Annotated in this window: 18 protein-coding genes and 1 pseudogene; 5 read left to right on the top strand and 14 right to left on the bottom strand. The window is 74.8% G+C overall.

The annotated features are described in order from the left end of the window. Positions 1–70 precede the first annotated feature (70 nt). The 5 genes from ACFXDE_RS28980 to ACFXDE_RS28960 all read right to left on the bottom strand — a co-directional run bounded on the left by ACFXDE_RS28980 (position 71) and on the right by ACFXDE_RS28960 (position 4346). A complete protein-coding gene (locus tag ACFXDE_RS28980; RefSeq protein WP_380497625.1) occupies positions 71–877 on the bottom strand; it encodes a DUF1684 domain-containing protein in 807 nt (268 codons plus the stop codon). Positions 878–1112: 235 nt separating this feature from the next. Beyond that, complete coding sequence (locus ACFXDE_RS28975; protein ID WP_380445366.1) at positions 1113–1973, bottom strand: acyl-CoA thioesterase; 861 nt, start codon at positions 1971–1973, stop codon at positions 1113–1115. A 247-nt stretch (positions 1974–2220) separates the two neighbouring features. Further along, positions 2221–2907 (bottom strand): alpha-ketoglutarate-dependent dioxygenase AlkB family protein, encoded by a 687-nt coding sequence (locus ACFXDE_RS28970; RefSeq protein WP_380497657.1) that lies wholly within the window; start codon positions 2905–2907, stop codon positions 2221–2223. A 117-nt stretch (positions 2908–3024) separates the two neighbouring features. Next, on the bottom strand, positions 3025–3366 hold the full coding sequence (locus ACFXDE_RS28965) for a transglycosylase family protein (protein WP_380497624.1): 342 nt from the start codon (positions 3364–3366) through the stop codon (positions 3025–3027). 224 nt (positions 3367–3590) lie between these two features. Continuing rightward, positions 3591–4346, bottom strand: coding sequence for a transglycosylase family protein (locus ACFXDE_RS28960; protein ID WP_380497622.1), 756 nt, complete (start codon positions 4344–4346; stop codon positions 3591–3593). 582 nt (positions 4347–4928) lie between these two features. On the opposite strand from ACFXDE_RS28960, the gene ACFXDE_RS28955 reads away from it, so the two are divergent. Both ACFXDE_RS28955 and ACFXDE_RS28950 read left to right on the top strand, forming a co-directional pair. Further along, positions 4929–5813 (top strand): hypothetical protein, encoded by an 885-nt coding sequence (locus tag ACFXDE_RS28955; protein ID WP_380497621.1) that lies wholly within the window; start codon positions 4929–4931, stop codon positions 5811–5813. A gap of 241 nt (positions 5814–6054) precedes the next feature. Continuing rightward, a complete protein-coding gene (locus tag ACFXDE_RS28950; protein WP_380497620.1) occupies positions 6055–6837 on the top strand; it encodes a hypothetical protein in 783 nt (260 codons plus the stop codon). Positions 6838–7096: 259 nt separating this feature from the next. Here the strand turns inward: ACFXDE_RS28950 and der are convergent, their stop codons facing one another. From der to ACFXDE_RS28930, 4 genes are all read right to left on the bottom strand, one after another. Then, positions 7097–8551: a ribosome biogenesis GTPase Der gene (gene der / locus ACFXDE_RS28945; RefSeq protein WP_380497618.1), complete on the bottom strand. Its 1455-nt coding sequence runs from the start codon at positions 8549–8551 to the stop codon at positions 7097–7099. Between the two features lie 163 nt (positions 8552–8714). After that, positions 8715–9452 (bottom strand): (d)CMP kinase, encoded by a 738-nt coding sequence (gene cmk, locus ACFXDE_RS28940; RefSeq protein WP_359965486.1) that lies wholly within the window; start codon positions 9450–9452, stop codon positions 8715–8717. Positions 9453–9577: 125 nt separating this feature from the next. Continuing rightward, positions 9578–10636, bottom strand: coding sequence for a DUF4419 domain-containing protein (locus ACFXDE_RS28935; protein WP_380497617.1), 1059 nt, complete (start codon positions 10634–10636; stop codon positions 9578–9580). Between the two features lie 70 nt (positions 10637–10706). Continuing rightward, entirely contained in the window at positions 10707–11792 is a 1086-nt protein-coding gene (locus ACFXDE_RS28930) for a prephenate dehydrogenase (protein ID WP_380445373.1), read from the bottom strand. Between the two features lie 311 nt (positions 11793–12103). Here ACFXDE_RS28930 and ACFXDE_RS28925 point away from each other — a divergent pair, with 311 nt between their 5' ends. The 3 genes from ACFXDE_RS28925 to ACFXDE_RS28915 all read left to right on the top strand — a co-directional run bounded on the left by ACFXDE_RS28925 (position 12104) and on the right by ACFXDE_RS28915 (position 16474). After that, complete coding sequence (locus tag ACFXDE_RS28925; RefSeq protein ID WP_380497616.1) at positions 12104–14488, top strand: DUF4139 domain-containing protein; 2385 nt, start codon at positions 12104–12106, stop codon at positions 14486–14488. A 2-nt stretch (positions 14489–14490) separates the two neighbouring features. Further along, a complete protein-coding gene (locus ACFXDE_RS28920; RefSeq protein WP_380497615.1) occupies positions 14491–16035 on the top strand; it encodes a mucoidy inhibitor MuiA family protein in 1545 nt (514 codons plus the stop codon). A gap of 76 nt (positions 16036–16111) precedes the next feature. Further along, positions 16112–16474, top strand: coding sequence for a DUF952 domain-containing protein (locus ACFXDE_RS28915; RefSeq protein WP_380445376.1), 363 nt, complete (start codon positions 16112–16114; stop codon positions 16472–16474). 55 nt (positions 16475–16529) lie between these two features. Here the strand turns inward: ACFXDE_RS28915 and ACFXDE_RS28910 are convergent, their stop codons facing one another. The 5 genes and pseudogenes from ACFXDE_RS28910 to ACFXDE_RS28890 form a co-directional block, all read right to left on the bottom strand. Beyond that, entirely contained in the window at positions 16530–17513 is a 984-nt protein-coding gene (locus ACFXDE_RS28910) for a helix-turn-helix domain-containing protein (protein WP_380445377.1), read from the bottom strand. 213 nt (positions 17514–17726) lie between these two features. Further along, on the bottom strand, positions 17727–18983 hold the full coding sequence (locus ACFXDE_RS28905; protein ID WP_380497614.1) for a pseudouridine synthase: 1257 nt from the start codon (positions 18981–18983) through the stop codon (positions 17727–17729). After that, positions 18983–19639, bottom strand: a complete 657-nt coding sequence (locus ACFXDE_RS28900; RefSeq protein ID WP_380497655.1) for an SMC-Scp complex subunit ScpB — start codon at positions 19637–19639, stop codon at positions 18983–18985. Before ACFXDE_RS28900 ends, ACFXDE_RS28905 begins: the two co-directional genes overlap by 1 nt. 314 nt (positions 19640–19953) lie before the next feature. Beyond that, positions 19954–20817 (bottom strand): segregation and condensation protein A, encoded by an 864-nt coding sequence (locus ACFXDE_RS28895; protein ID WP_380497613.1) that lies wholly within the window; start codon positions 20815–20817, stop codon positions 19954–19956. Between the two features lie 134 nt (positions 20818–20951). Beyond that, a pseudogene (locus tag ACFXDE_RS28890) lies at positions 20952–21224 on the bottom strand (hypothetical protein); the annotation flags it as partial.

Genomic DNA, 21224 nt, shown 5'->3' with positions numbered 1-21224 from the left:
AGCCACCGACGCCCGGGAGAAAACCGCCGGCGCCCCGGGAGAGAGCCGCCAGGCCCCGGCCGGCCCGTGGCTACCGGGTCAGGACCTGCTTCTCCCCCGCCTCCACCGCGAAGTCCAGCCGGTTGCCCGGCGGCGGGAACGGGCAGATGAAGTGGTCCGCGAAGGCGCACGGCGGCAGGTAGGCCCGGTTGAGGTCGAGCACGGTGCGGCCGTCGGCGTCCGGTGCGGGGAGGGTGATGAAGCGGAAGCGGTAGGTGTCGATGCCGCTCGTCGCGTCGGCGATGACGCCGCTGAGGCGGTCGCCCGTGCTGCTGACGGTCAGGGTGCGGTGCTCGCCGGCAACCGTGAACGCGATCTGCCCGGTGACGGCCAGCGGGCGCTCCTTGCCGTCCGCGTTCGGGACCACGACCGACTGCGCGTCGGCGGCGTCGAACGGGGTGAAGACGGCGGGGACGGCCCACTCCGGCGAGTAGGGGTAGGCGGAGATGCCGGCGAAGGACTCCCGGCGGGGCGCGGCGGGGTCGAAGACCCGCAGGGCCAACTCGCCCTCGCGCTCGATCGGGACGAGCAGGACGTCGCCGAGGGTGGCGATGTCGGCGGCCGGATCGGTGTCGGGGCGGAGCAGGACCTCGCCGTCGACGGGCGAGGCGTCGCCGCCGGCCGTGGCGCCGCCGACCGTGATGCCGTCGGCCGCCACCGCACGCAGTCGGACGCCCTCCGCGTCGGCCCACCAGAGCCCGGGCGGGCCGGGGAGCTCGCCGGGCTCGGGCTCCAGCCAGTGCGTGCCCGTGAGTGCGAGCTGCCCGTGCGGCGCGCTCACCGACGCCGCCCGGTGGTCGCTCCAGTGCTTCCAGTCCTCCGCGGCCGTCTCCGTCATCGGCAGACCCTCCCAATCCGGTCCGCGGCCCGCCGCCCGGCGGACCGCCCGTCTCGGCGACCAGCCGTTCCGCGGGCCGCCCTTTCTCGATCACCCAGCACAACACCGGCCACGCGGCCGGTCCATTCCCGTCACCGCCGCCCGACCGGAAACGGAAACACGGCGGCAACGGGACGCAATCGGACCGCTTCCCTCCAGCCCGTCACCGCTTCAACCCCGTCACCCCTCCAGCCAGTCACCCCTTCAGCCGCCGGAACAGGCCTTCCTGCACCACGGAAACGACCAGTTGCCCGTTCCGGTCGAAGATCTCCCCGCGGGCGAGCCCGCGCGCGCCGTGGGCGATCGGGGATTCCTGCTGGTAGAGCAGCCAGTCATCGGCGCGGAACGGACGGTGGAACCACATCGCGTGGTCCAGCGAGGCCATGTCGAAGTGTCTGGTGCCCCAGAGCGGCTCGACCGGGGCGCGCACGGCGTCGAGGAGCGTCATGTCGCTCGCGTACGTCAGGGCGCAGACGTGTATCAGCGGGTTGTCGGGCAGGGCGCCGTTCGTCCGCAGCCAGACGCCGCTGCGCGCCTCGACGTCCGTCAGCTCCTCCTTCGTCCAGCGCAGGCGGTCGACGTAGCGGATGTCGAAGGGCTGGCGGCGGCTGATGAACGGGGGCAGTTCGCCGAGCCGGGCGCCGACCTCCTCCAGGGCGCTGGGCAGCTCCTCCGGAGCGGGGACCCCCGGCATGGGGACCTGGTGCTCGATGCCGCCCTCCTCGGGGTGGTGGAAGTCGGCCGTGAGGGCGAAGATCGAGCGCCCGCCCTGGATGGCGAGCACCCGACGGGTGGTGAAGGAGCGGCCGTCGCGGATCCGGTCGACCTGGTAGACGATCGGCACGCCGGGAACCCCGGGGCGCAGGAAGTAGGCGTGCAGCGAGTGCACCGGCCGGTCGTCGTCGACCGTCCGCCCCGCGGCGACCAGCGCCTGTCCGGCGACCTGGCCGCCGAACGTGCGCTGCAGCGCCTCCTCGGGACTGCGACCACGGAAGATGTTCAGCTCGATCTGCTCCAGGTCGAGCAGATCGACGAGGTCGTCGACGGGGGTACCCATGGCTGCGCTTCCTCTCCGGGCTCTCCGGGACCGCGGCCCGGACGGAGGTATTCCGCCCGCCTGCCGGAGCCCGTTCCTCTCGAATTCTCCAGCTCACTCGAATCCTCCGGCGACCGCTGGAATTCCCGCTCCCCGGACCCGACCCCCCGATTCACTCGAACGAGTGCCCGATCGCCGACCTGCGGACCCGCCAACCCGCCGGCCTGCCGACCACCCACTCGCCGACCACCCGCTCGCCACCTCGGCCCTACACCAGCCCCGACTCCCGCACGGTGATGTTGAGCCGCCCCACGAGCCCCAGCGCCGGATCCGCCGTCCCCGCGAGCGTCCGCACCACCCCGTGGTACGCGAACCGGGCCGGCCCGCCGAAGACGAGCAGGTCGCCGCTGTACAGCTCCAGATCGGTCCACGGCCGGGTCCGGGTCTCGGTGTTCCCGAGCCGGAAGACGCAGGTGTCGCCGAGCGAGAGTGATACGACGGGGGCGTCCGTCCGCTCGTCGCGGTCCTGGTGGAGGCCCATCCTGGCGCCGTGCGCGTAGTGGTTGACGATCGCGGTGTCCGGCTCGTAGGACGCGGCGCCGGCGATCCGCGCGGCCCGCTCCCCGTACGCGTCCGCCACCGCGCGCCGGGCGAGGTCCGAGAGGAGCGGCGGGAACGGCTTGACCGGCGCGCCGTCGTCGGCGGTCCGCCGGTAGCCGTAGGGGTACCAGTGCCAGCCGAGGCTCACCATCCGGACGGACATCAGCCCGCCCGTGGGCATCCGGACGGCGTGCAGGCCGGCCGGGCCGCGGGCCCACTCCCGGCAGGCCGCGACGAGGCGCAGCTGGGCGTCGGCGTCCAGCCAGCCGGGGAGGAGGACGGCGCCGGGCGCCGGTTCGGAGCGCTCGCGCGGGGCGGAGGGCTCCGAAGGGTCACCGAACAGCTCGCCCTGGATCACGCCACCATCCTCGCGCACCACCGGCCGGAAGCCCCCACCCCAGCAGAAACCTCACCCACCAGAACCTCACCACCCAGAAGCCCCGCCGGAGACCGGAGACCGAGGCGGACGCCCTCACCCCACCAGCCCCAGTTCCCGCGCGCAGTCCGGCCACGCCTCCCAGCCCTGCCGCCGGAGGATCTCCTCCCCCACGGTGGTCTGCTCGCGGCGGGTCGCGTGGTCCGGCCGGTCGGCGAAGCGGAGGCCGCCCGCCTCCGTCCAGGTGGGCGCCCAGATCTGCAGGCCGCCGTAGTAGCCGTTGCCGGTGTCGGCCCGCCAGTCGCCGCCGCTCTCGCAGTCGGCGAGCTCGTCCCAGATGAGGTCCGCGACCCGCACGGCCGACCAGGCCCGTCCCCCGACCGGCACCAGTGCCGCCGCGCAGAGCGCCGTCACGGCCAGCAGGACGGCGACCGGCAACGCCGCAACGCCCCACCCGGAACGCTCATCACACGAATGCGGCACAGCAGCCGACCCTAGGCGCGCCGCGGCGACCCCCGCCCCGACACGCCGGACACGCCGACGGCCGCTCCCCCGCGCAGCGGAGAAGCGGCCGTGACGATGACCTGGACGAGGCAACGGGCACCCTCAAGGACCCCTGGTGTCACCCGCCGTCGATCGACGCCGATCACCGTCGATCGACGTCAGATGCTCAGGACCTGGCCCGGGAAGATCAGGTCCGGGTTGCCGCCGACGACCTTGGCGTTGTTCTTGTACAGGTCGTGCCAGTCGAGGCCCTGCGCGGCGGCGATGGCGCTCAGCGTGTCACCGGACTTGACGGTGTAGCTGCCACCCTTGGCCGGAGCAGCCGGGGCGACGGGCTTGGCGTCGTTCGAGCGGTTCCAGGACTGCGCGCCCTTGTCGGCCTTCGGCGCGGCCTTCACGGCGGCGTCGGCCTTCGGGGCCTGGGTGGGCTTGGCAGCCGGGGCGGCCGGCTTCGCGGCCGGAGCGGTCGGCTTGGCGGTGTTCGCGCCGGCCGAGGTGTCGACGGCGGCCGGGGCCCCGCCCTTGGTCAGGCCGGCCTTGACGGAGCACACGGGCCAGGCGCCCGGGCCCTGCGAGGCGAGGACCTTCTCCGCGACGGAGATCTGCTGCGCCTTGGTGGCCTGGTTGGCCTGCGAGGCGTAGGCGGTGCCGCCGAAGGCGGCCCAGGTGCTGGAGGTGAACTGCAGGCCGCCGTAGAAGCCGTTGCCCGTGTTGATGGCCCAGTTGCCGCCGCTCTCGCACTGGGCGACGGCGTCCCAGGTGGAGACGGGGGCGGCGGAGGCCGAGGTGGCCGTGACGAGGCCGGCCACCGGCAGGGCCGCGACGGCGGCGCCCGCGACGACCGCCATGCGCACGCGGTTGCGCTTGGTGGCGGTGGAGGTGGTGGCAGCGGCGGTCTCGTGACGGAAGGTCATGGGGTTCCTCTCGACAGCCCCGGGCGGGCAGGCGGAACCAGGCCCTGGAAGGGGCCGCGTTCCTTGCCGCGTCCGTCGGACGGCCGTGCACGTGTCGGACGTGCCGCTGCCGCCCCGGCCACCCAGCCGCTCGCCGACGACCTGTTCGAGCGGTCGCGTCGGCGGGCACGTGCCGCTGCCGGTGCGGGACCGGCGGGCTGTGCGTCGGGGGTGAACCCGGGTGGCGCTCGTTGCGCCGTCCAAGAAGCTACGAGGCGGTCGGCGGGGAAACCAAAACCCGAACGGTCTGCCCAGCTCACGCAAGGGTTACCAGCGGTAACGACAACACAATCCTGCCTGAATTGTCCGTTTTGGCCACTACTTCCAAGATCAAACATCCAGGCCGGGTGACCTACCTCACGGTTTCATTCCGGCAGGCCCGCCCACGACATCGACACATTGCGACCACAGGAACACGCACTGCGGTCGGATCCGGGGCAATTCCCGTCAGCCTCGACGACCACCCGTGACGCCTGACACAGGGGTCCGTTGGTTATGGCGACCTCCCCGTAACCGCAATCAAGACCCACTCCAGGAGACCCTGTGCCGCGCATGCTCGACGTCAGCGACGAGGTCCGGTCCGAGATCGGCGACGACGAGGCCGACCGCCTCCTCGGCGGCGACCGCGCCCCCGACAGCTACGAGTGCACCTCCTGCCGCACTCCCGGTGACACCTACTCGGACCCCACCAGCACGGTGCTGTTCGTGGGAGACGAGACCGCCGTGCTCGCCTTCGCCCACGCCCGCTGCATCCCGTCCCAGGTGGTGCCGGTGGCGGAGGAGCAGCTGGCCGGAGCCGTCCGCAGCATCAACCAGGCCCAGACCGACACGCCGGGCCTCCCCGCCGTCAACGCGCCCGCGCCGTCCGCCGTGGGGACGCCCACCGCCCCGGTCCCCGCGGCGACCACCCCGGCGCTCGGCGCCCCGGTCGCCGACGACCGGCCCAGCGCCCCCGGCCAGGCCGCCATCCTCGGCATCACCTGCGGCCTGGTGCTGCACGGCAAGGTCGGTCACGCGTCGCTCGTGGTCGAGCCGACCGGGCCGGTCGGCCGGCCGGGCAACACCACCGGCGAGGACGAGTTCCTCGACCTGCTCCAGGACGCCGGCTTCCAGCCCGTCGCCGACCTCGACGAGACGCCCGACCAACTCCCGGGCTGGTCGGTCCTGGTGGCCATGGGCAAGCTGCACGCGATCCTGCAGCCCGCGGCGGCCGGCGGCAGCACCGGCTGGTGGCAGGCGCACCAGCCGCTCCAGGTGACGGACGCGTGGCGGCTGGCCGCGAGTCAGCTGTCCGAGGTGACGATGTACGCCGTACCGGCCGGGACGGTCGGCCGGCAGCCGCGCGAGGACCTGCTCCGCCAGGCGCTGGAGCGCGCGGTGTCGATGGGCCGGGTCGTCGCCGCCTCCCTCCCGCTCGCCGGCACCTGAGCCGTACCCCGGCCCCACGCCACCCCAGCGCGCCGCCCGGCCCGCGCCCCCGCGCATCGACCACCCCACGCCACCCCACACCGCAACACCCCGCAGCACACCGCAGCACACCGCAAGACCCCGCACCACCCTGGCCCGACGCCCCCACGGCCGGAAGGCGGCCCTCCGATCGGCATAGGCCACCTTCCGGCCGGGTCCCCCGACCCCGCATCCCCGGACGACTTCGCTCGTTGGCCCCTGTGTGTACAGCTACGACGTCTCCGCGACCCCCGGCAGGACCGCCACCGTCCCCCGATCGATCCCGGGCATGCGCCCGTCGTACGACGCCGAGCACCCCCACTCGACGACGCCGATCTACGACGAGCTGTACTCCGAGTACCGGCGGCTGTTCCGCGCGCTGCCGGGCGACCGGTCGGGCGAGGAGGACCTGAAGTTCACCGGCTTCGCGATCCGGGAGGGGTACCCGCTACCGGTGGACCCGCGGTCGTACCCGCAGCAGCAGGCGTTCCAGACCTACGGGGGCCAGGCGGCGGGCCTGCCGCAGTTCATGCCCGCCCAGCAGGCGAACCCGCACCCCGCCAACCCCACGAGCGACGGCTACGGACAGGCCACGCAGCACGCCACCGGCCACCACCCAACGGGACACCACAGCACCGGGCACCACAGCACCGGGCACCAGACCACCGGAAACCACCCGGCCGGTCCCCACGCCACCGGCCATCACGCCACCGGGCCCCACACCCCCGGTGCACACGCCACCGGCCATCACCACATCACGAACCACCACCCCGGCGGGCACCACCAGCCGAACGGCCACCAGGTCCAGCCCACACCGCAGTTCACCAACGGCCAGGGCTGGGTGGCCGCCGGCTTCCTCGGCTCGCCGGGCCAGGTGCCCCACCCGATGCCCGCGCCGCCCCCGGTCCCGTCCCCGATGATGGGCACGGCCCCGTCCGCCGCCGCCGGCGGACGGCACCGGCAGATGCTGTCCCTCCCGCCGGGCCGCATGGGCGACCACCACTGACCCGCCGCCCGAACCGGGCACCACCGGGCACCACCGAACGACCGGGCCGGGCACGACGGGGCACCACCGGGCACCACCGAACGACCCGACCAGGCACCACCAGGCCACCCGCACCAGGCACCAGGCACCAGGCACCAGGCACCAGGCACCAGGCACCACCGAACGACCGAGGGCCCCGCCGCCGAAGCGACGAGGCCCTCACTCGCGAAGGTGCGCGGGCGCCTACGGCCCCACGCACCAAGCGGTGCCGGTGCTACTACTACTTCTTCTTGTTGCGCTTCTCCCGCACGCGCACCGAGATCGAGATCGGAGTCCCGACGAAGCCGAACTCCTCGCGCAGGCGGCGCTCGATGAAGCGGCGGTAGCCCGCCTCCAGGAAGCCCGAGGCGAACAGCACGAAGCGCGGCGGACGGGAGCCCGCCTGGGTGCCGAACAGGATGCGCGGCTGCTTGCCGCCGCGGATCGGGTGCGGGTGGGAGGCGACGAGCTCGCCGAGGAAGGCGTTCAGGCGGGCGGTCGGGATGCGGGTCTCCCAGCCGTCCAGCGCGGTCTCGATCGCCGGGACGAGCCTCTCCATGTGCCGGCCGGTCTTGGCCGAGACGTTGACGCGCGGGGCCCACTGCACCTGGACGAGGTCGCGCTCGATCTCGCGCTCCAGGTAGTAGCGGCGCTCCTCGTCCAGCTGGTCCCACTTGTTGTAGGCGATGACGACGGCGCGCCCGGCCTCGACGGCCATCGAGATGATGCGGGTGTCCTGCTCGGCCAGGGTCTCGCTGGCGTCGATCAGGACGACCGCGACCTCGGCCTTCTCCAGCGCGGAGGCGGTGCGCAGCGAGGCGTAGAAGTCGGCGCCGGCGGTGAGGTGCACGCGGCGGCGGATGCCGGCCGTGTCGACGAACTTCCAGGTCTTGCCGCCGAGTTCGATCATCTCGTCGACCGGGTCGCGGGTGGTGCCGGCCAGCTCGTTGACGACGACGCGCTCCTCGCCGGCGACCTTGTTGAGCAGGCTGGACTTGCCGACGTTCGGGCGCCCGATCAGCGCGACGCGGCGCGGGCCGCCGGGGGCGGCGCCGCCGAAGGTCTGCGGCGGGGCCTCGGGCAGGGCGGCCATGACGGCGTCGAGCAGGTCGCCGGAGCCGCGGCCGTGGAGGGCCGAGACGGGGTACGGCTCGCCCAGGCCGAGGGACCACAGGTAGGCGGCCTCGGCCTCGGTGGACTGGCCGTCGACCTTGTTGGCGCACAGGACGGTCGGCTTGCCGGCCCGGCGGATGATCTTGATCAGGGCCTCGTCGGTGTCGGTGGCGCCGACGGTGGCGTCGACGACGAACAGCACCGCGTCGGCCTGCTCGATGCCGAGCTCGGCCTGGGCGGCCACCATCGCGTCGATGCCGAGGACGTCGATCTCCCAGCCGCCGGTGTCGACGACCTTGAAGCGGCGGCCGTTCCAGCTGGCCTCGTAGCTGACCCGGTCGCGGGTGACGCCCGGCTTGTCCTCGACGACGGCCTCGCGGCGGCCGATGATGCGGTTCACGAGGGTCGACTTGCCGACGTTCGGGCGGCCGACGATGGCCAGCACCGGCAGCCGGAGGTGCTCTGCGGCGTCGAGGCCGTACACGTCGTCGAGGTCGAAGCCCTCTTCGGCGGCGAGGGCCATGAACTCGGCGTACTCGGCGTCGTCCAGCTCACCGTGGCCGGTGGCGTGCTCTGCGGTCATGTTCGTCTGTTCCGTTTCCCGGCCCGGCCCTTCCCAGGGGCGCGCCGTGCGTACCTGCCCCGCTCGGGGCAGCGCGAGTACTTCTCCTGCGGCACCTCGGCGGTGCCGCAGTTCGTTCGGGATCACCCGGGGCCGGAGCCCGGCGGGCCACCCCCGTGAAGGATCACACCGACGACAGGCCGGCCCGCTCCTCCACCAGGGCGACGATCCGCCCGATGACCTGCTCCAGCGTGAGGTCGCTGGTGTCCACGAGGACCGCGTCGGCGGCCTGGGTCAGCGGGGCCGTCTTCCGGGAGGAGTCGGCGGCGTCCCGGCGGGCGAGGTCGGCGGCCATCGCGGTGATGGTCGCCTCGTCGACGCCCTTGGCGCGCAGCTCGGCCGCCCGGCGCTCGGCGCGGGCGGTCTCGGAGGCGGTCAGGAAGATCTTGACGGTGGCGTCCGGGAACACCACGGTCCCCATGTCCCGGCCCTCCGCGACGATGCCGCGCTCGGCGACCCCGGCGCAGCCGCGCTGCAGCTCGACCAGCCGGGTCCGCACCGCCGGCACCGCGGACACGGCGCTGACCCGCGCTGTCACCTCGGGGCCGCGGATCGGGCCGGACACGTCCTGCCCGTCCACGGTGATGGTGGGCCCGTCGGCGTCCGTCCCCGACACGATCACCGGCTTGCCGCACGCGACGGCCACCGCCTCCGCGTCGTCCGTGTCGACGTCGTTGGCCAGCATCCACCAGGTCATCGCCCGGTACATGGCACCGGTGTCCAGGAAGCTCAGGCCCAGCCGGGCGGCCACGGCGCGCGAGACGGTCGACTTGCCCGAACCGGAGGGTCCGTCGATGGCGACGACGACCGGGGCGTGCGCTCGGTCGGCAGTGTCCACGGGGTCGAACCTCTCTCTGAGCATGGGATCCGGCGCCTGGACGGCCAGTGGGCAGGCGTTGAACAGGCATGCGGCCGGGGATTGTCTCCCTCAAGGTTAATGGACCGGCGCGGGCCCCCGCCCCGCCAGGCCCGACCGCCCCGACGGCCCTACCGCCCCAGCAGCTCCACGACCGCGTTCCCCAGCCGGGGCCGGACGTACTCGCCGTCCCGCTCGATGCCGAGCACCCCGCCCAGGAAGGCCATCGCGAGCTGCCCGTCCGGCCTGCCCCACGCGAAGGGCACCGTCGAGACGTGCGACGGAAAGGCGTTCTCCTCGAAGGACAGTCCCCGCCACCCGAAGACCGTCCGCGGCTCCGGCCCGGAGGGCCTCCGGGTGTGGGCGAAGAAGGCCGTGATCCACCCGGAGACGAAGTCCCCGCCGGAGTCCGACCGCCACTTGTACAGCGAGCGCCAGAACTCCTGGTCCACCGGCCAGCCGGCCGCCGTCCGCGCCAGGACCCTCAGCACCGGGCGCAGCTCCGCGAACCAGGGCGCGAGCGGCTCGAACCACGGCGCCAGCTCGCCGACCCGCTCCGCGAGCAGCGCCCAGTCGTTCGCGGTCCCCTCCAGGCGGACCCGGGGGATGCCGCACAGTGTCTCCCACCGGAACTCGTAGTAGGGGCTGACGACGTCCATCAGGGCGACCAGCACGGACGAGACGTCGTCCGGCGTGGTCGTCGAGAAGTCCGGCCGGAACAGCTCGACGAGTTCCGCCCCCACCGCCTCCGCCAGCGGCTCGCGCACCAGGCGGATCGACGCGGCCCAGTCCGGCTCCGGGCCCAGCAGGGAGTTGTCCCGGACGACGATCGGACGCTTCTCCCCCGACGGGTCCGCGCCGAACACCCCCGCGTACAGGTCCGCGTTCAGGCGCACGTGGACGGCCACCTCGTGCACCACCGCGTACCAGAGCACGTCCGGCGACAGGCTCAGCGGCAGGTGCCCGCAGAACGCGACGTGCGCCGCCCGCAGCAGCAGGCTCCACGTCGGCTCGTCCCCGGCCGGCCGCTGCCGTTCCGCCGGGGCGGCCAGCAACGAGACCGCACTGCGGTGGTGGAGGCGGAACTCCCCACCCACCACGGCCGCCAGGAACGCGTCGTTCCCGACGACGTCCAACTCCCCCACGTCGCCCGGCTCCTGGCCTTCACCGAGTGGTATCTCGACGATCACGACAGCTCCCCCGCGCCCCTCGGTCCCGCACGCTCTGCCCGCTCCCCCGCTCCCCCGTGCCCCGCGCCCCTCAGTCCCGCACGCTCCACCCGCTCGCCCGCAGCGCCGCCGTCAGCGGCTTCACGGCCGCCGGGGCGACGGATAGCTGGACGAAGCCGACCTGCTGCCCGTCGGAGTGCTCGATGACGACGTCCTCGATGTTGACCCCGGCCGCGCCGACCTCGCCGAAGAGGCGGCCGAGCTCGCCGGGCTGGTCGCCGAGGACGACCGACACGGTCTCGTACCGGGTGGGCGGCGCGCCGTGCTTGCCCGGGATGCGGGCCTGTCCGGTGTTGCCGCGCCGCATGACGGCCTCGATGCCGGCCGCGCCCGAGCGGCGTTCGGCCTCCTCGGCGGCGTCCAGGGCGCGCAGCGCGGTGACGGTCTCGCCGAGGTCCGCGGCGACCTCCTCCAGGATGTCGGCGACGGCGCCCGCGTTGGCGGAGAGGATGTCGACCCACATGCCGGGGTTGGAGGCGGCGATCCGGGTGACGTCCCGGACGCCCTGCCCGGAGAGCCTTATCGCCGTCTCGTCGGCGTGCTCCAGCCGGGCGGCGACCAGCGAGGACACCAGCTGCGGGGCGTGCGACACGAGTGCGACCGCCCGGTCGTGCGCGGCGGCGTCCATGACGATCGGCATCGCGCCGCACAGCGCGACGAGCTCCAGGGCGGCGTTGAGCGTCTCGGTGTCGGTGTCGGCGGTGGGGGTGAGCACCCAGGGCCGGCCCTCGAAGAGGTCGGCGCGGGCGGCCAGCGGGCCGGAGCGCTCACGGCCGGCCATCGGGTGGCTGCCGATGTAGTGGACGGTGTCGCAGCCGAGCGCCGCGACCTCGGCCCGCGGGCCCTCCTTGACGCTCGCGACGTCGGTGTACCAGCGGGCCAGGTTGCGGCGCTGGCAGTCGGCGAGCACCTTGCCGACCAGCGCGGGCGGGACGGCGATGACCGCGAGGTCGACCGGGCCGTCGGCGGGTTCGGTGGTGCCCGCGCCGAGCGAGGCGGCCGTGCGGGCGGCGTCCGGGTCGGCGTCCTCCAGGTGGACGGTCAGCCCGCGGCCGGTCAGGGCGAGGGCGGCGGAGGTGCCGATGAGTCCGGTGCCGACGACGACGGCAGTGCGCATGGCGGGTCGCTCTCCTTCACGGGCCTGTTCACGGGCCTGGCCGGCGGGCCGGGGTGTGCTCGCCCCATCCTCTCGCATGGCCCCCGCCCTCGCGCCCACCACCCACCCCACCACCGAAGAGGCCCGCCCCACCCCCGCAGCGACCCACCCCACCACCGGAGAGAACCGCCGACACCCGGTCCCCGTCCCACAGAGTGCACACGCCACCGCGCGGGCGAATTCCGGAGACGCCCGCCCGGAAGCGGGGCAGACTGGCCGCCCGACCAGAGACCGTCGGCGCAGGCGGCAGGACGCGAACGAAGGGGTTGCGCATGGACGATCAGCACAGTGGCGAGGTCCAGCGGCGGAAACCGGCGGCCGTACCGGCGCACCCGTCGGTCCTCGACTCGGTCGTGGTGTACGCCGAGGGCGCGGTCTGCCGCCGCCGGGCCACCGTGCCCGTCCCGGCCGACGGCCGCCTGCGGCTGACGGGCCTGCCCCGCACGCTGGACGGCCGCTCGCTGCGCGCCCGGGTGCTCGCCGGCCCGGCCGGCGCGGCCGTGACCGAGGCGCGCGTGGAGCAGCTCGCCGAGATCCGCGACGAGTCCGAACTCCCCTCCCTCCGACGGGAATTGGACGAGGCCAGGGAGCACCTGAGCGCCCTCGTCGAACGCCACCGCCTGGTCCTCGCGTCGATCGCCGAGACGAGCGACCTGCGCGCGGTGCCGCCGCAGCGGCGGCGGCCCGACGAAGTCCTGCGCCGCACCCCCGCCGACGCGTGGCTGGAGCTGGCCGAGTTCGTCGACGAGCGGCTGGCCGGGCTCCAGGCGCGCGCCGAGCAGCTCACCCGGGAGATCGAACTCGCGGACCATGCCTGCGAGTTGATCAACGACCGGCTGGAGCGCGCGTCCACCGCAGGACCGTCCCACCCGGTGGAGACGGCCACCACCGTCCTGCTCACCCTGACGACCGCCCCGGCCCCCGCCGGCGAACCGGACACCGCCGCACACACCGCCGCCACCACCCCCACCGCCGACGAACCGGACACCGCCGCACCCACCCCCGTCACCCCCGCCACCCCCGCCCACCTGGAGATCGAGCTGGAGTACGGCGTCGCCGCCGCCCGCTGGATCCCCGCCTACCGGCTGTCCTACCGGCACGGCGCCGACACCGGCCGCCTCGTCCTGCGCGCCTCCGTCGCCCAGCAGACCGGCGAGGACTGGACGGGCGTCCGCCTCGCGCTGTCCACTGCCGACCTCGACCGCCGCACCGACCTGCCCAAGCTGCGCTCGCTGCGGATCGGCCGCAGCCAGCCCGCGCCGCCGCCGTCCGGCTGGCGCGAGCCCCCGGGCGGCCTGTCCGACCTGTTCTCCGGCTACGACGCGGCCGACGAGCTGCCCGGCAGGCCCCGGCCCCGCAGCGGCGGCCCGCTCGCCGTCTCGGCGCCGACGCCCAGCCCCCCGGCCTGGCTGCAACAGCCCCGCCCGTCCGCCCCCCAGCCCGCGCCGCCCGGCCGCCCTGGACGCGCCGCTCGCCCCGGCGGCAGTCCGTACGGCGTGAGCGGGCGCGGCGGCGGCACCCTGGACGCCGCCGACGGCGACTACCCGCTGCCCGCATCGCCGCCCCCGCCCGGCCCCGGCTTCGCCGGCTACGGCGGCGCTCCGGTCCCCCAGTCGGGGCCCCCGGCACCGGTCGCGCCCGGCGGCCCCGCCCCCGCCGCCTTCGGCGCCCCGACGCCCGTGCCCGGAGCCGCCCCGGCCGCCCGGTCCGCACCGCCCGAGGCCATGAAGCGGATGGCCCACCGCAAGCGCGCCGGCGCCGTCGAATCCGCCGACGTCTGGAACGACGGCCCGCCGACGGCGCACGGCGGCCTCACCCCCGCCGCGGCCCTGCTCGACTACCCCGAGCTCGTCCTGGCCGGCCCCGACGAGCCCGCCACCCGCCGCGGCACCCTCCGCCCGCCCGCCGCCGCCCCGGACACGGGCCCCGGCAGCCCCGGCGCCCTCGGCGGCCTCGGCCGCGTGCGCGGCCTGCGCCTGCCCCGGCACGCCGTGGCGCCGCGCGTCTCGGCCGGCTCCTTCGACCACCGCTTCGACGCCGCCGCCCCCGCCGACATCCCGTCGGACGGCACCTGGCACACCGTCACGGTGGACGAGATCCCGCTGTCCGTCCGCCCCGAGTACGTCACCGTCCCGGCCGTCGAGGAGAAGGTGTACGCGACGCTCGTCCTCGCCAACCGCACCGACCGCGCCGTCCTGGCCGGCCCGGTCGAGGTCACCGTGGACGACGAGTTCCTGCTCACCGCCGCCCTGCCAACGCTCGCCCCCGGCGGAGTGCGGCGGGTGGGCATCGGCGTCACCGAGAGCATCGAGGTGGCGCGCCGCACCGAGCTGCACGAGGCCGCCGCGGGCAAGCTGAACGTGCTGAACAACAGCACCGTGCTCGACCACCGGGTGCACGTCGAACTGGCGAACCGGCTCGGCCGGGCCGTCACCGTCGAGGTCCGCGAGCGCGTGCCGGTCTCCTCCGACGCCGAGATCCGGATCGAGGAGCGCGCCGACTGGCACGCCCCGACGGTCCCGACCCCGGAGTGCCCGCCCAGCAGCCGGCTCTGGCGGGTCGAACTGCCCCCGGGCGGGCGCGCCGAGCTCGACGGCGGCTACCAGATCAAGATCCCGGCCGGAAAGGCCATCGTCGGCGGAAACCGGAGGAACTGAGAATGACCGGAACCATCCCCCTCCCCGTCACCGCCGTCACCTGCCTGGAGGACCGCAGCCAGGTCGAGCGCACGACGACGGTCGACCTCGTCGCGGGCGTCCAGCGCCTGCGCCTGGGCCCGCTCACCGCGCTCGCCGTGGACCGCACCCTGCGCGCCGAGAGCGGCACCCCCGGCAGCCGCGTCCTGGACGCCCGCCTGGTGCGCAGCTGGACCCCGCGCTCCCCGCAGCCGCCGGGCCCGGAGGACTCCGAACTGCGCCACCGGCTGCACGAACTGGACGCCGAGACCCGGCTGACCGACCAGGCCCGCACCCGCCTGGAGGCCCGGCTGGCGCTGCTCGCCCAGCTCTCCGCCGACCTCCTGCGCGAGGTCGGCGAGGGCGCCGGCGTCGGCGAGGTCGAACGCGCCCGCTGGACGCGCGAGCTGGACCGGGTGGACGCCGAGCGCGAGCGCCACGGCGAGGAACTGCGCGCCACCCGCTCCCGGCTGCGCCGTCTGGAGGAGGAGCGCTCGCAGGCGCTGACCGCGCTCGACGAGGCCGAGGAGGAGCCGGCCGAGCTGGTCGCCCACCTGGACCTCACCGTCGAGGCCGCCTCGGCCGGCCCCGGCACGCTGACCGTCAGCCACCTGGTGCCGTGCGCGCTCTGGCGCCCGTCCTACCGCGCCACCCTCGCCGGCGGGAGCCTGCGCCTGGAGTCGGAGGCCGTCGTCTGGCAGCGCACCGGCGAGGACTGGACCGGCGCGCGGCTCACCTTCTCCACCGCCCGCTCCGCCCTCGCCACCGCCCCGCCCGCGATCACCGAGGACGTCCTGATGCTGCGCGAGCGCACCACCGAGGAGCGCCGGACGGTCGAGGTCGAGCTGCGCGAGGAGACGGTCGGTACACTCGCCCCGGACGCCGCCGTGCCGGGCGTGGACGACGGCGGCGAGGTCCGGGTGCTGCCCGCGCCCGCCCCGGCCACCGTGCCGTCCGACGGCCGGGCGCACCGGGTGCCGCTGGGCGGCTTCGACGCACCGGCGAGCAGCGAGTACGCGTGCGCGCCGGAGCTGTCCCCGCTGGTCACCCAGGTGGTCCGGTTCCGCAACGCGGCCGGGCACCCGCTGCTGGCCGGCCCGGTCGAGCTGGTCCGCGGCAGCGGCTTCACCGGCCGGGGAGAGCTGCGCTTCACCGCGGCCGGAGCCGAGGCCGAGCTGGCGTTCGGCAGCTCGGACGGCTACCGGGTGGTCCGCGAGACCGAGGAGCGGCAGGCCACCGCCGGGCTCACCGGCCGCCAGACGACCACCCGGAAGGTCCGGCTGCACCTGTCCCGGTTCTCCGGCCCGGAGGAGCGGGACGAGCAGGTCGTCACGGTCCGCGAGCGGGTGCCGGTCTCGGAGGTGTCGGCGGTGGAGGTGCGGCTGCGCAAGGAGGAGTGCACCCCGGCCCCGGACGCCTTCGACGCCGAGGGCATCGTCCGCTGGGACGTGCCGCTCGGCCCGGGCGCCCGCCGGACGGTCACGCTGGTGTACGAGGTCTCGGCCTCCTCGAAGGTGGCCGGACTCTGACACCCGCGCCGGAGTGACACCGGATCAGCACCAGCCCGCTCAGCACCAGAGGGACCGAACCGGGTACAAAAGGAACATGATCCTCCATCTCGCACCCCTGGACGACTGGCTGGCCGACCCCGGCCGCCCGTACGCCGCCGCCTCGCTGCTCACCGACGGGTTCATCCACTGCTCGGCGGACGAGCGGACCGCGCTCGCGGTGGCCAACCACTTCTTCGCCGACGCCCCCGATCCGCTGATGGTGCTGCTGATCGAGGAGTCGCTGGTGGAACCGATGGTCAAGTGGGAGGCCCCGCACGGCGCACCGCCGCCCGGGGCCACGCCCGGCGTGCAGTTCCCGCACATCTACGGCCGGCTGAACCGGTCCGCCGTGGTGGGCCTGGAGAAGGTCCTGCGGGGCCCGGACGGCCGCTGGGCCTCCCTCACGCCCTGGAGCTGAGCCCGCAAGAGCCGGGCCCCGAAGCCGGGCCCTCGACGACCGTCAGGCCGCGGGCTCACAGCCACCCGCGCTCCCGCGCCGCCATGCCGGCCTGGAAGCGGGTGGTGGCGCCCAGCGCCCGCATCAGGCTCTGCAGCCGGCGCTGGGTGGTGCGGGCGCTCCAGCCGAGCGAGCGGGCGATCGACTCGTCGGTCAGGCCGGCCGCCAGCAGGCCCAGCAGCTTGCGGTGGTCGGCCGCCGGCTCCAGCGCCGTGTCCGTCGCGCCGATCGCGGCCTGGAGCTGGACGGCCCGCTCCCACTCGGCCTCGAACAGGGTGTCCAGCGCCTGGAGCAGCGCCGAGGGGTGGATGACGTAGGCGGCGTCGAGGACGCTGTCGCCGACGCTGATCGGGATGATCGCCATCCGGTCGTCCGAGATGATCATCTTCATCGGCAGCGTGGGCCGGACCCGCGCCTCCTCGCCGTCCGCGACGCCGACCAGGATGTTCTTCTCCAGCCGACCCGGCCAGGCGACCGCCTCCCGGTCGTAGATGGTCCGGAAGCGCAGCCCCTCGCGCAGCCGGTCGCGCTGCGTCGGCATGAGCCCCACCGGGTCCTGGATGTACGGCGGGCAGTCGAAGCCGCGCACCTGGTACTGGCTGGTCTCGGTGATGTGCTCCAGCCGCTGGGCGATCGCCTCGCCGCCGGTGAGCACCTCGACCGAGTGCGCCGGGTCGGTGTAGCGCGACGCCTCCCGGAAGGCGTCCATCAGCCGGTGCATCTCGGCGCGCGCGTGGCGCAGTTCGGACTCGCGGTGGCCTATCAGGGTCCCGATCGCGACGTCGGGGGCGACCGGCAGGTAGCGCTGGCGGTCCACCGGCGCGCGGGTGGCCATGCCCTGCTGGGCGAGCCGGTCGAGCGCGCGCACGCTCTGCTGGAGGGTCAGCCCGCAGGTCTCGGCCAGGTCCTCCGCGGTGGACTGCGGGTTGGCCACCAGCGCGGCGTAGACCTGCCCGTCCGGCTCGGCCAGTCCCAGTGCGCTGAGTGGTGCATCGGACACGACGCGGTCTCCCCCTGTTCGCCCCCACCGGCGCCCGCCCTGGCGCACTCCCGCCACGTGGCGCGGCGGTGGTCGGATGGCCATCCTCTGCCACGGATCACGACGCTGACAAGGCCGTGACCAGCGGGTGCGTCCCGGCTCACACACACGCCGGAGGGTCCCCCGCCACCACGGGCGGGAGACCCTCCGGAGAACTGTCGGTGAACCGGGGCCCTACAGGCCGACCTCGTGCATCAGCTGGCCGACCTCGGGGTTGGTGAGGCGGCGCAGCCAGCCCGACTTCTGGTCGCCCAGCGCGATCGGGCCGAAGTGGGTGCGCACGAGCTTCTCGACCGGGAAGCCGACCTCGGCCAGCATCCGGCGCACGATGTGCTTGCGGCCCTCGTGCAGGGTGACCTCGACCAGGTAGTTCTTGCCGACGTTCGAGATGACCTTGAAGCTGTCGGCGCGGGCGTAGCCGTCCTCCAGCTCGACGCCCTGGGCGAGCTGCTTGCCCAGGTCGCGCGGGATCGGACCCTGGATGGCGGCCAGGTAGGTCTTGGTCACGCCGTACTTGGGGTGGGTGAGGCGGTGGGCCAGCTCGCCGTGGTTGGTGAGCAGGATGATGCCCTCGGTCTCGGTGTCCAGGCGGCCGACGTGGAACAGCCGGGTCTCCCGGTTGGTCACGTAGTCGCCGAGGCACTGGCGGCCTTCCGGGTCCTCCATGGTGGAGACGACGCCGGCCGGCTTGTTGAGCGCGAAGAACAGGTAGGACTGGGTGGCGACGGTCAGGCCGTCGACCTTGATCTCGTCCTTCTGCGGGTCGACGCGCTTGCCCTGCTCGGTCACGGTCCTGCCGTTGACCTCGACGCGGCCCTGCTCGATCAGCTCCTCGCAGGCGCGGCGGCTGCCGATGCCGGCCCGGGCCAGGACCTTCTGCAGGCGCTCGCCCTCGGGCTCGCCGAAGGTCTTGGGCAGCTTGACGGCGGGCTTGTCGTGCCGGGCGAGGACGGCGTCCTCGATCCTGGCCTGGAGCTCGCGCGAGCGCTGCGGCTGACGGCGCGGGTCGCCCGGGGCGCCCTGGCCCTCGCGGCGCGGGCGCGGGGCCGGGCCGGGGCGCCGGCCGGCGAAGCTGCCGCGGGCGGGGGTGGCGTTGGGGCCGCCGCCGAACTCGGGGCGGTCGTAGCGCCGCTCCTCGGGCCGCAGCGGGCGGTCCGGGAAGCGGCGGTCGTCGCGCCGGTCGTCCCTGCGGTCGTCGCGGCGGGGGTCCCGCCCGGACGAGCCGGAGCCGCCGCGCGAGCCCGCGCCGCCGCCGTAGGAGCCGCCCCGCGAGCCGCCGCCGTACGAACCGCCGCCGGACGAACCGCCCCGCGAGCCCGAGCCGCCGCGGCCGCCGCCGCCCCCGTAGGAGCCGCCGCCCCGGCCCCCGCCCTGTCCGCCGCGACCGCTTCCGCCGCCGCTGCTGTTCCTGCCGTTGCCACTGCTACGCATCAAAGTGTCCGTACGTCGTTCCGTCTGGGATGTGCGGTCGTTTCGGCCGACCTCACCGCCCCCTGCCGATCGTGCTCAGCCCGACCGGCCTCGCCACTGCCGTCCGCGGCCTGCGCGGCAGCGGCGGCGACCGCCTCCGCGATCATCGTGCCCTCCAGGGACTCCGCTTCCACGTCGTCGACCTCGGGCAGGAAGGGAGCGAGCTCCGGCAGCTCGTCCAGGCCGCGGAGCCCCATCCGTTCCAGGAAGTAGTTCGTCGTCCGATACAGGATCGCACCTGTTTCGGGCTCGGATCCGGCCTCTTCCACCAGTCCTCGCTGTACCAGGGTACGCATCACGCCGTCACAGTTCACACCACGGACGGCCGAGACCCGCGATCTGGACACCGGCTGACGGTAGGCGACGACCGCCAGGGTCTCCAGCGCGGCCTGGGTGAGCCGGGCCTGCTGGCCGTCCAGGACGAAGCGGTCGACGGCCGGGGAGCAGGCGGCCCGGCTGTAGAAGCGCCAGCCGCCGGCGACGTGCCGCAGGTCGAAGCCGCGCCCCTGGGCGGTGTACTCGGCGGACAGCCCGCGCAGGGCGTCGGCGATCTCGGCCCGGGGCCGCTCCAGCACGCCGGCCAGCCGGTCCTCGGTCACCGGTTCCTCGACGATCATCAGGATCGCCTCCAGCTCGGCCCGCAGCCCGACGCCGGGCGCCCCGGCCTCCCCGACGTCACCGGCCTTCCCGGCTTCCTCTGCGTACTCGGCCTCCGCCGGGACCGCCGGCACGTCGGAAGTCGGCGGAGCCGACTTCTGGTGCACCACACGCGCCCCCGCCACGCGCACCTCAGCCACCGGCTCCGCGGCCCGCTCCGGCTCGTCCGGCACGAGCTCGAAGACCGGCTCCAGCCACTCCTCGGCCCGCGGCCGCCCGGGCAGCCCCAGCCGGCGGCGCTGCGGCCGCCCGCCGCCGTCCGCAGACGTCTCCGTCACCCGTCCTCCTCCTTCTCCCCCACCGGCCGGTCGAACTCGTCCGTGACCTCCACCGCGCCGCGTCCCGGCTCGGCCACCCACCGCACGGTCAGCTCCCCGAGCGCCTCCGGCTGCTCGAAGGCGAGCGCCTGCTCGCGGTAGAGCTCCAGCAGCGCGAGGAAGCGGGCCACGACGACCAGGGTGTCCGGCGCGTCCGCGACCAGCCGCCGGAACGACGCCTCGCCCAGCTCCGTGAGCAGGGCCGCCACCAGCCCGGCCTGCTCGCGCACGCTGACCGGCGGGGTGTGGATGTGGTCCACGTACACGACGGGCGCCGGCTTCGGCTCCATCGCCTTCGCCGCGAGCTGCGCGAGCCGCTCGGCGCCGATGGTGATGACCACCTCGGGCAGCAGCTCGGCGTGGTGCGGCTCCAGCCCGGCGGTGCGCGGGCGCAGGCGCAGCTCGGCGGCCCATCGCTCCCCGAACACCTCGGCCGCCCGCTTGTACGCCCGGTACTGCAGCAGCCGCGCGAACAGCATGTCGCGCGCCTCCAGGAGGGCGAGGTCCTCCTCGTCCTCGACCTCGGCGGCGGGCAGCAGCCGGGCGGCCTTGAGGTCGAGCAGGGTGGCGGCGACGACGAGGAACTCGGTCGCCGCGTCGAGGTCCCAGTCCGGGCCCATGGCCCGGATGTGGGCGAGGAACTCGTCCGTCACGGTGGCCAGCGCCACTTCGGTGACGTCCATCCGGTGCTTGGCGATCAGGCCCAGCAGGAGGTCGAAGGGGCCCTCGAAGTTGTCCAGCCGCACCCGGAACCCGCCCCGCGACCCGTCGTCGGTCCCGGGGCTCGCGGTGGTGGCAGGCGGTTCGGTGGTGCTGGGCATGGCGTTCCATCTTCACCCGGCCCCGGCCCCCGCCCCGCCCCGGGGCCGTCGACACGCCGTGCGCCCGAATCCCCGGGGCGCCCCGGGGACGCCCGCCGAGGCCCGGAGGGCCCTTGGCCCTGGCCCTGGGGCCCTCAGCGACCGCGCAGGCGCCGCACCAGGATGGAGGCCTCGCCGCGCTGCTCCAGGTCCGCCAGGACGACCGCGATGGCCTCCCGGACGATCCGCCCGCGGTCCACGGCCAGGCCGTGCTCGCCGCGCAGCACCAGCCGGGTGTGCTCCAGGTCCATGAGCTCCTCGGCGGACACGTACACGGTGATCTTCTCGTCGTGCCGCTCGCGCCCGCTGGGCCGCCGCGGCGCGCGGCCGCGCGGGCGGGCCCGTCCGGCGGTGCCCGCCTGCTCCTC

It is taken from the genome of Kitasatospora sp. NPDC059408, from assembly GCF_042751525.1.
Lineage (GTDB): Bacteria > Actinomycetota > Actinomycetes > Streptomycetales > Streptomycetaceae > Kitasatospora.
The sequence above is the reverse complement of the archived record's forward strand: the minus strand, read 5'-3'. Positions and strand labels throughout refer to the sequence as shown.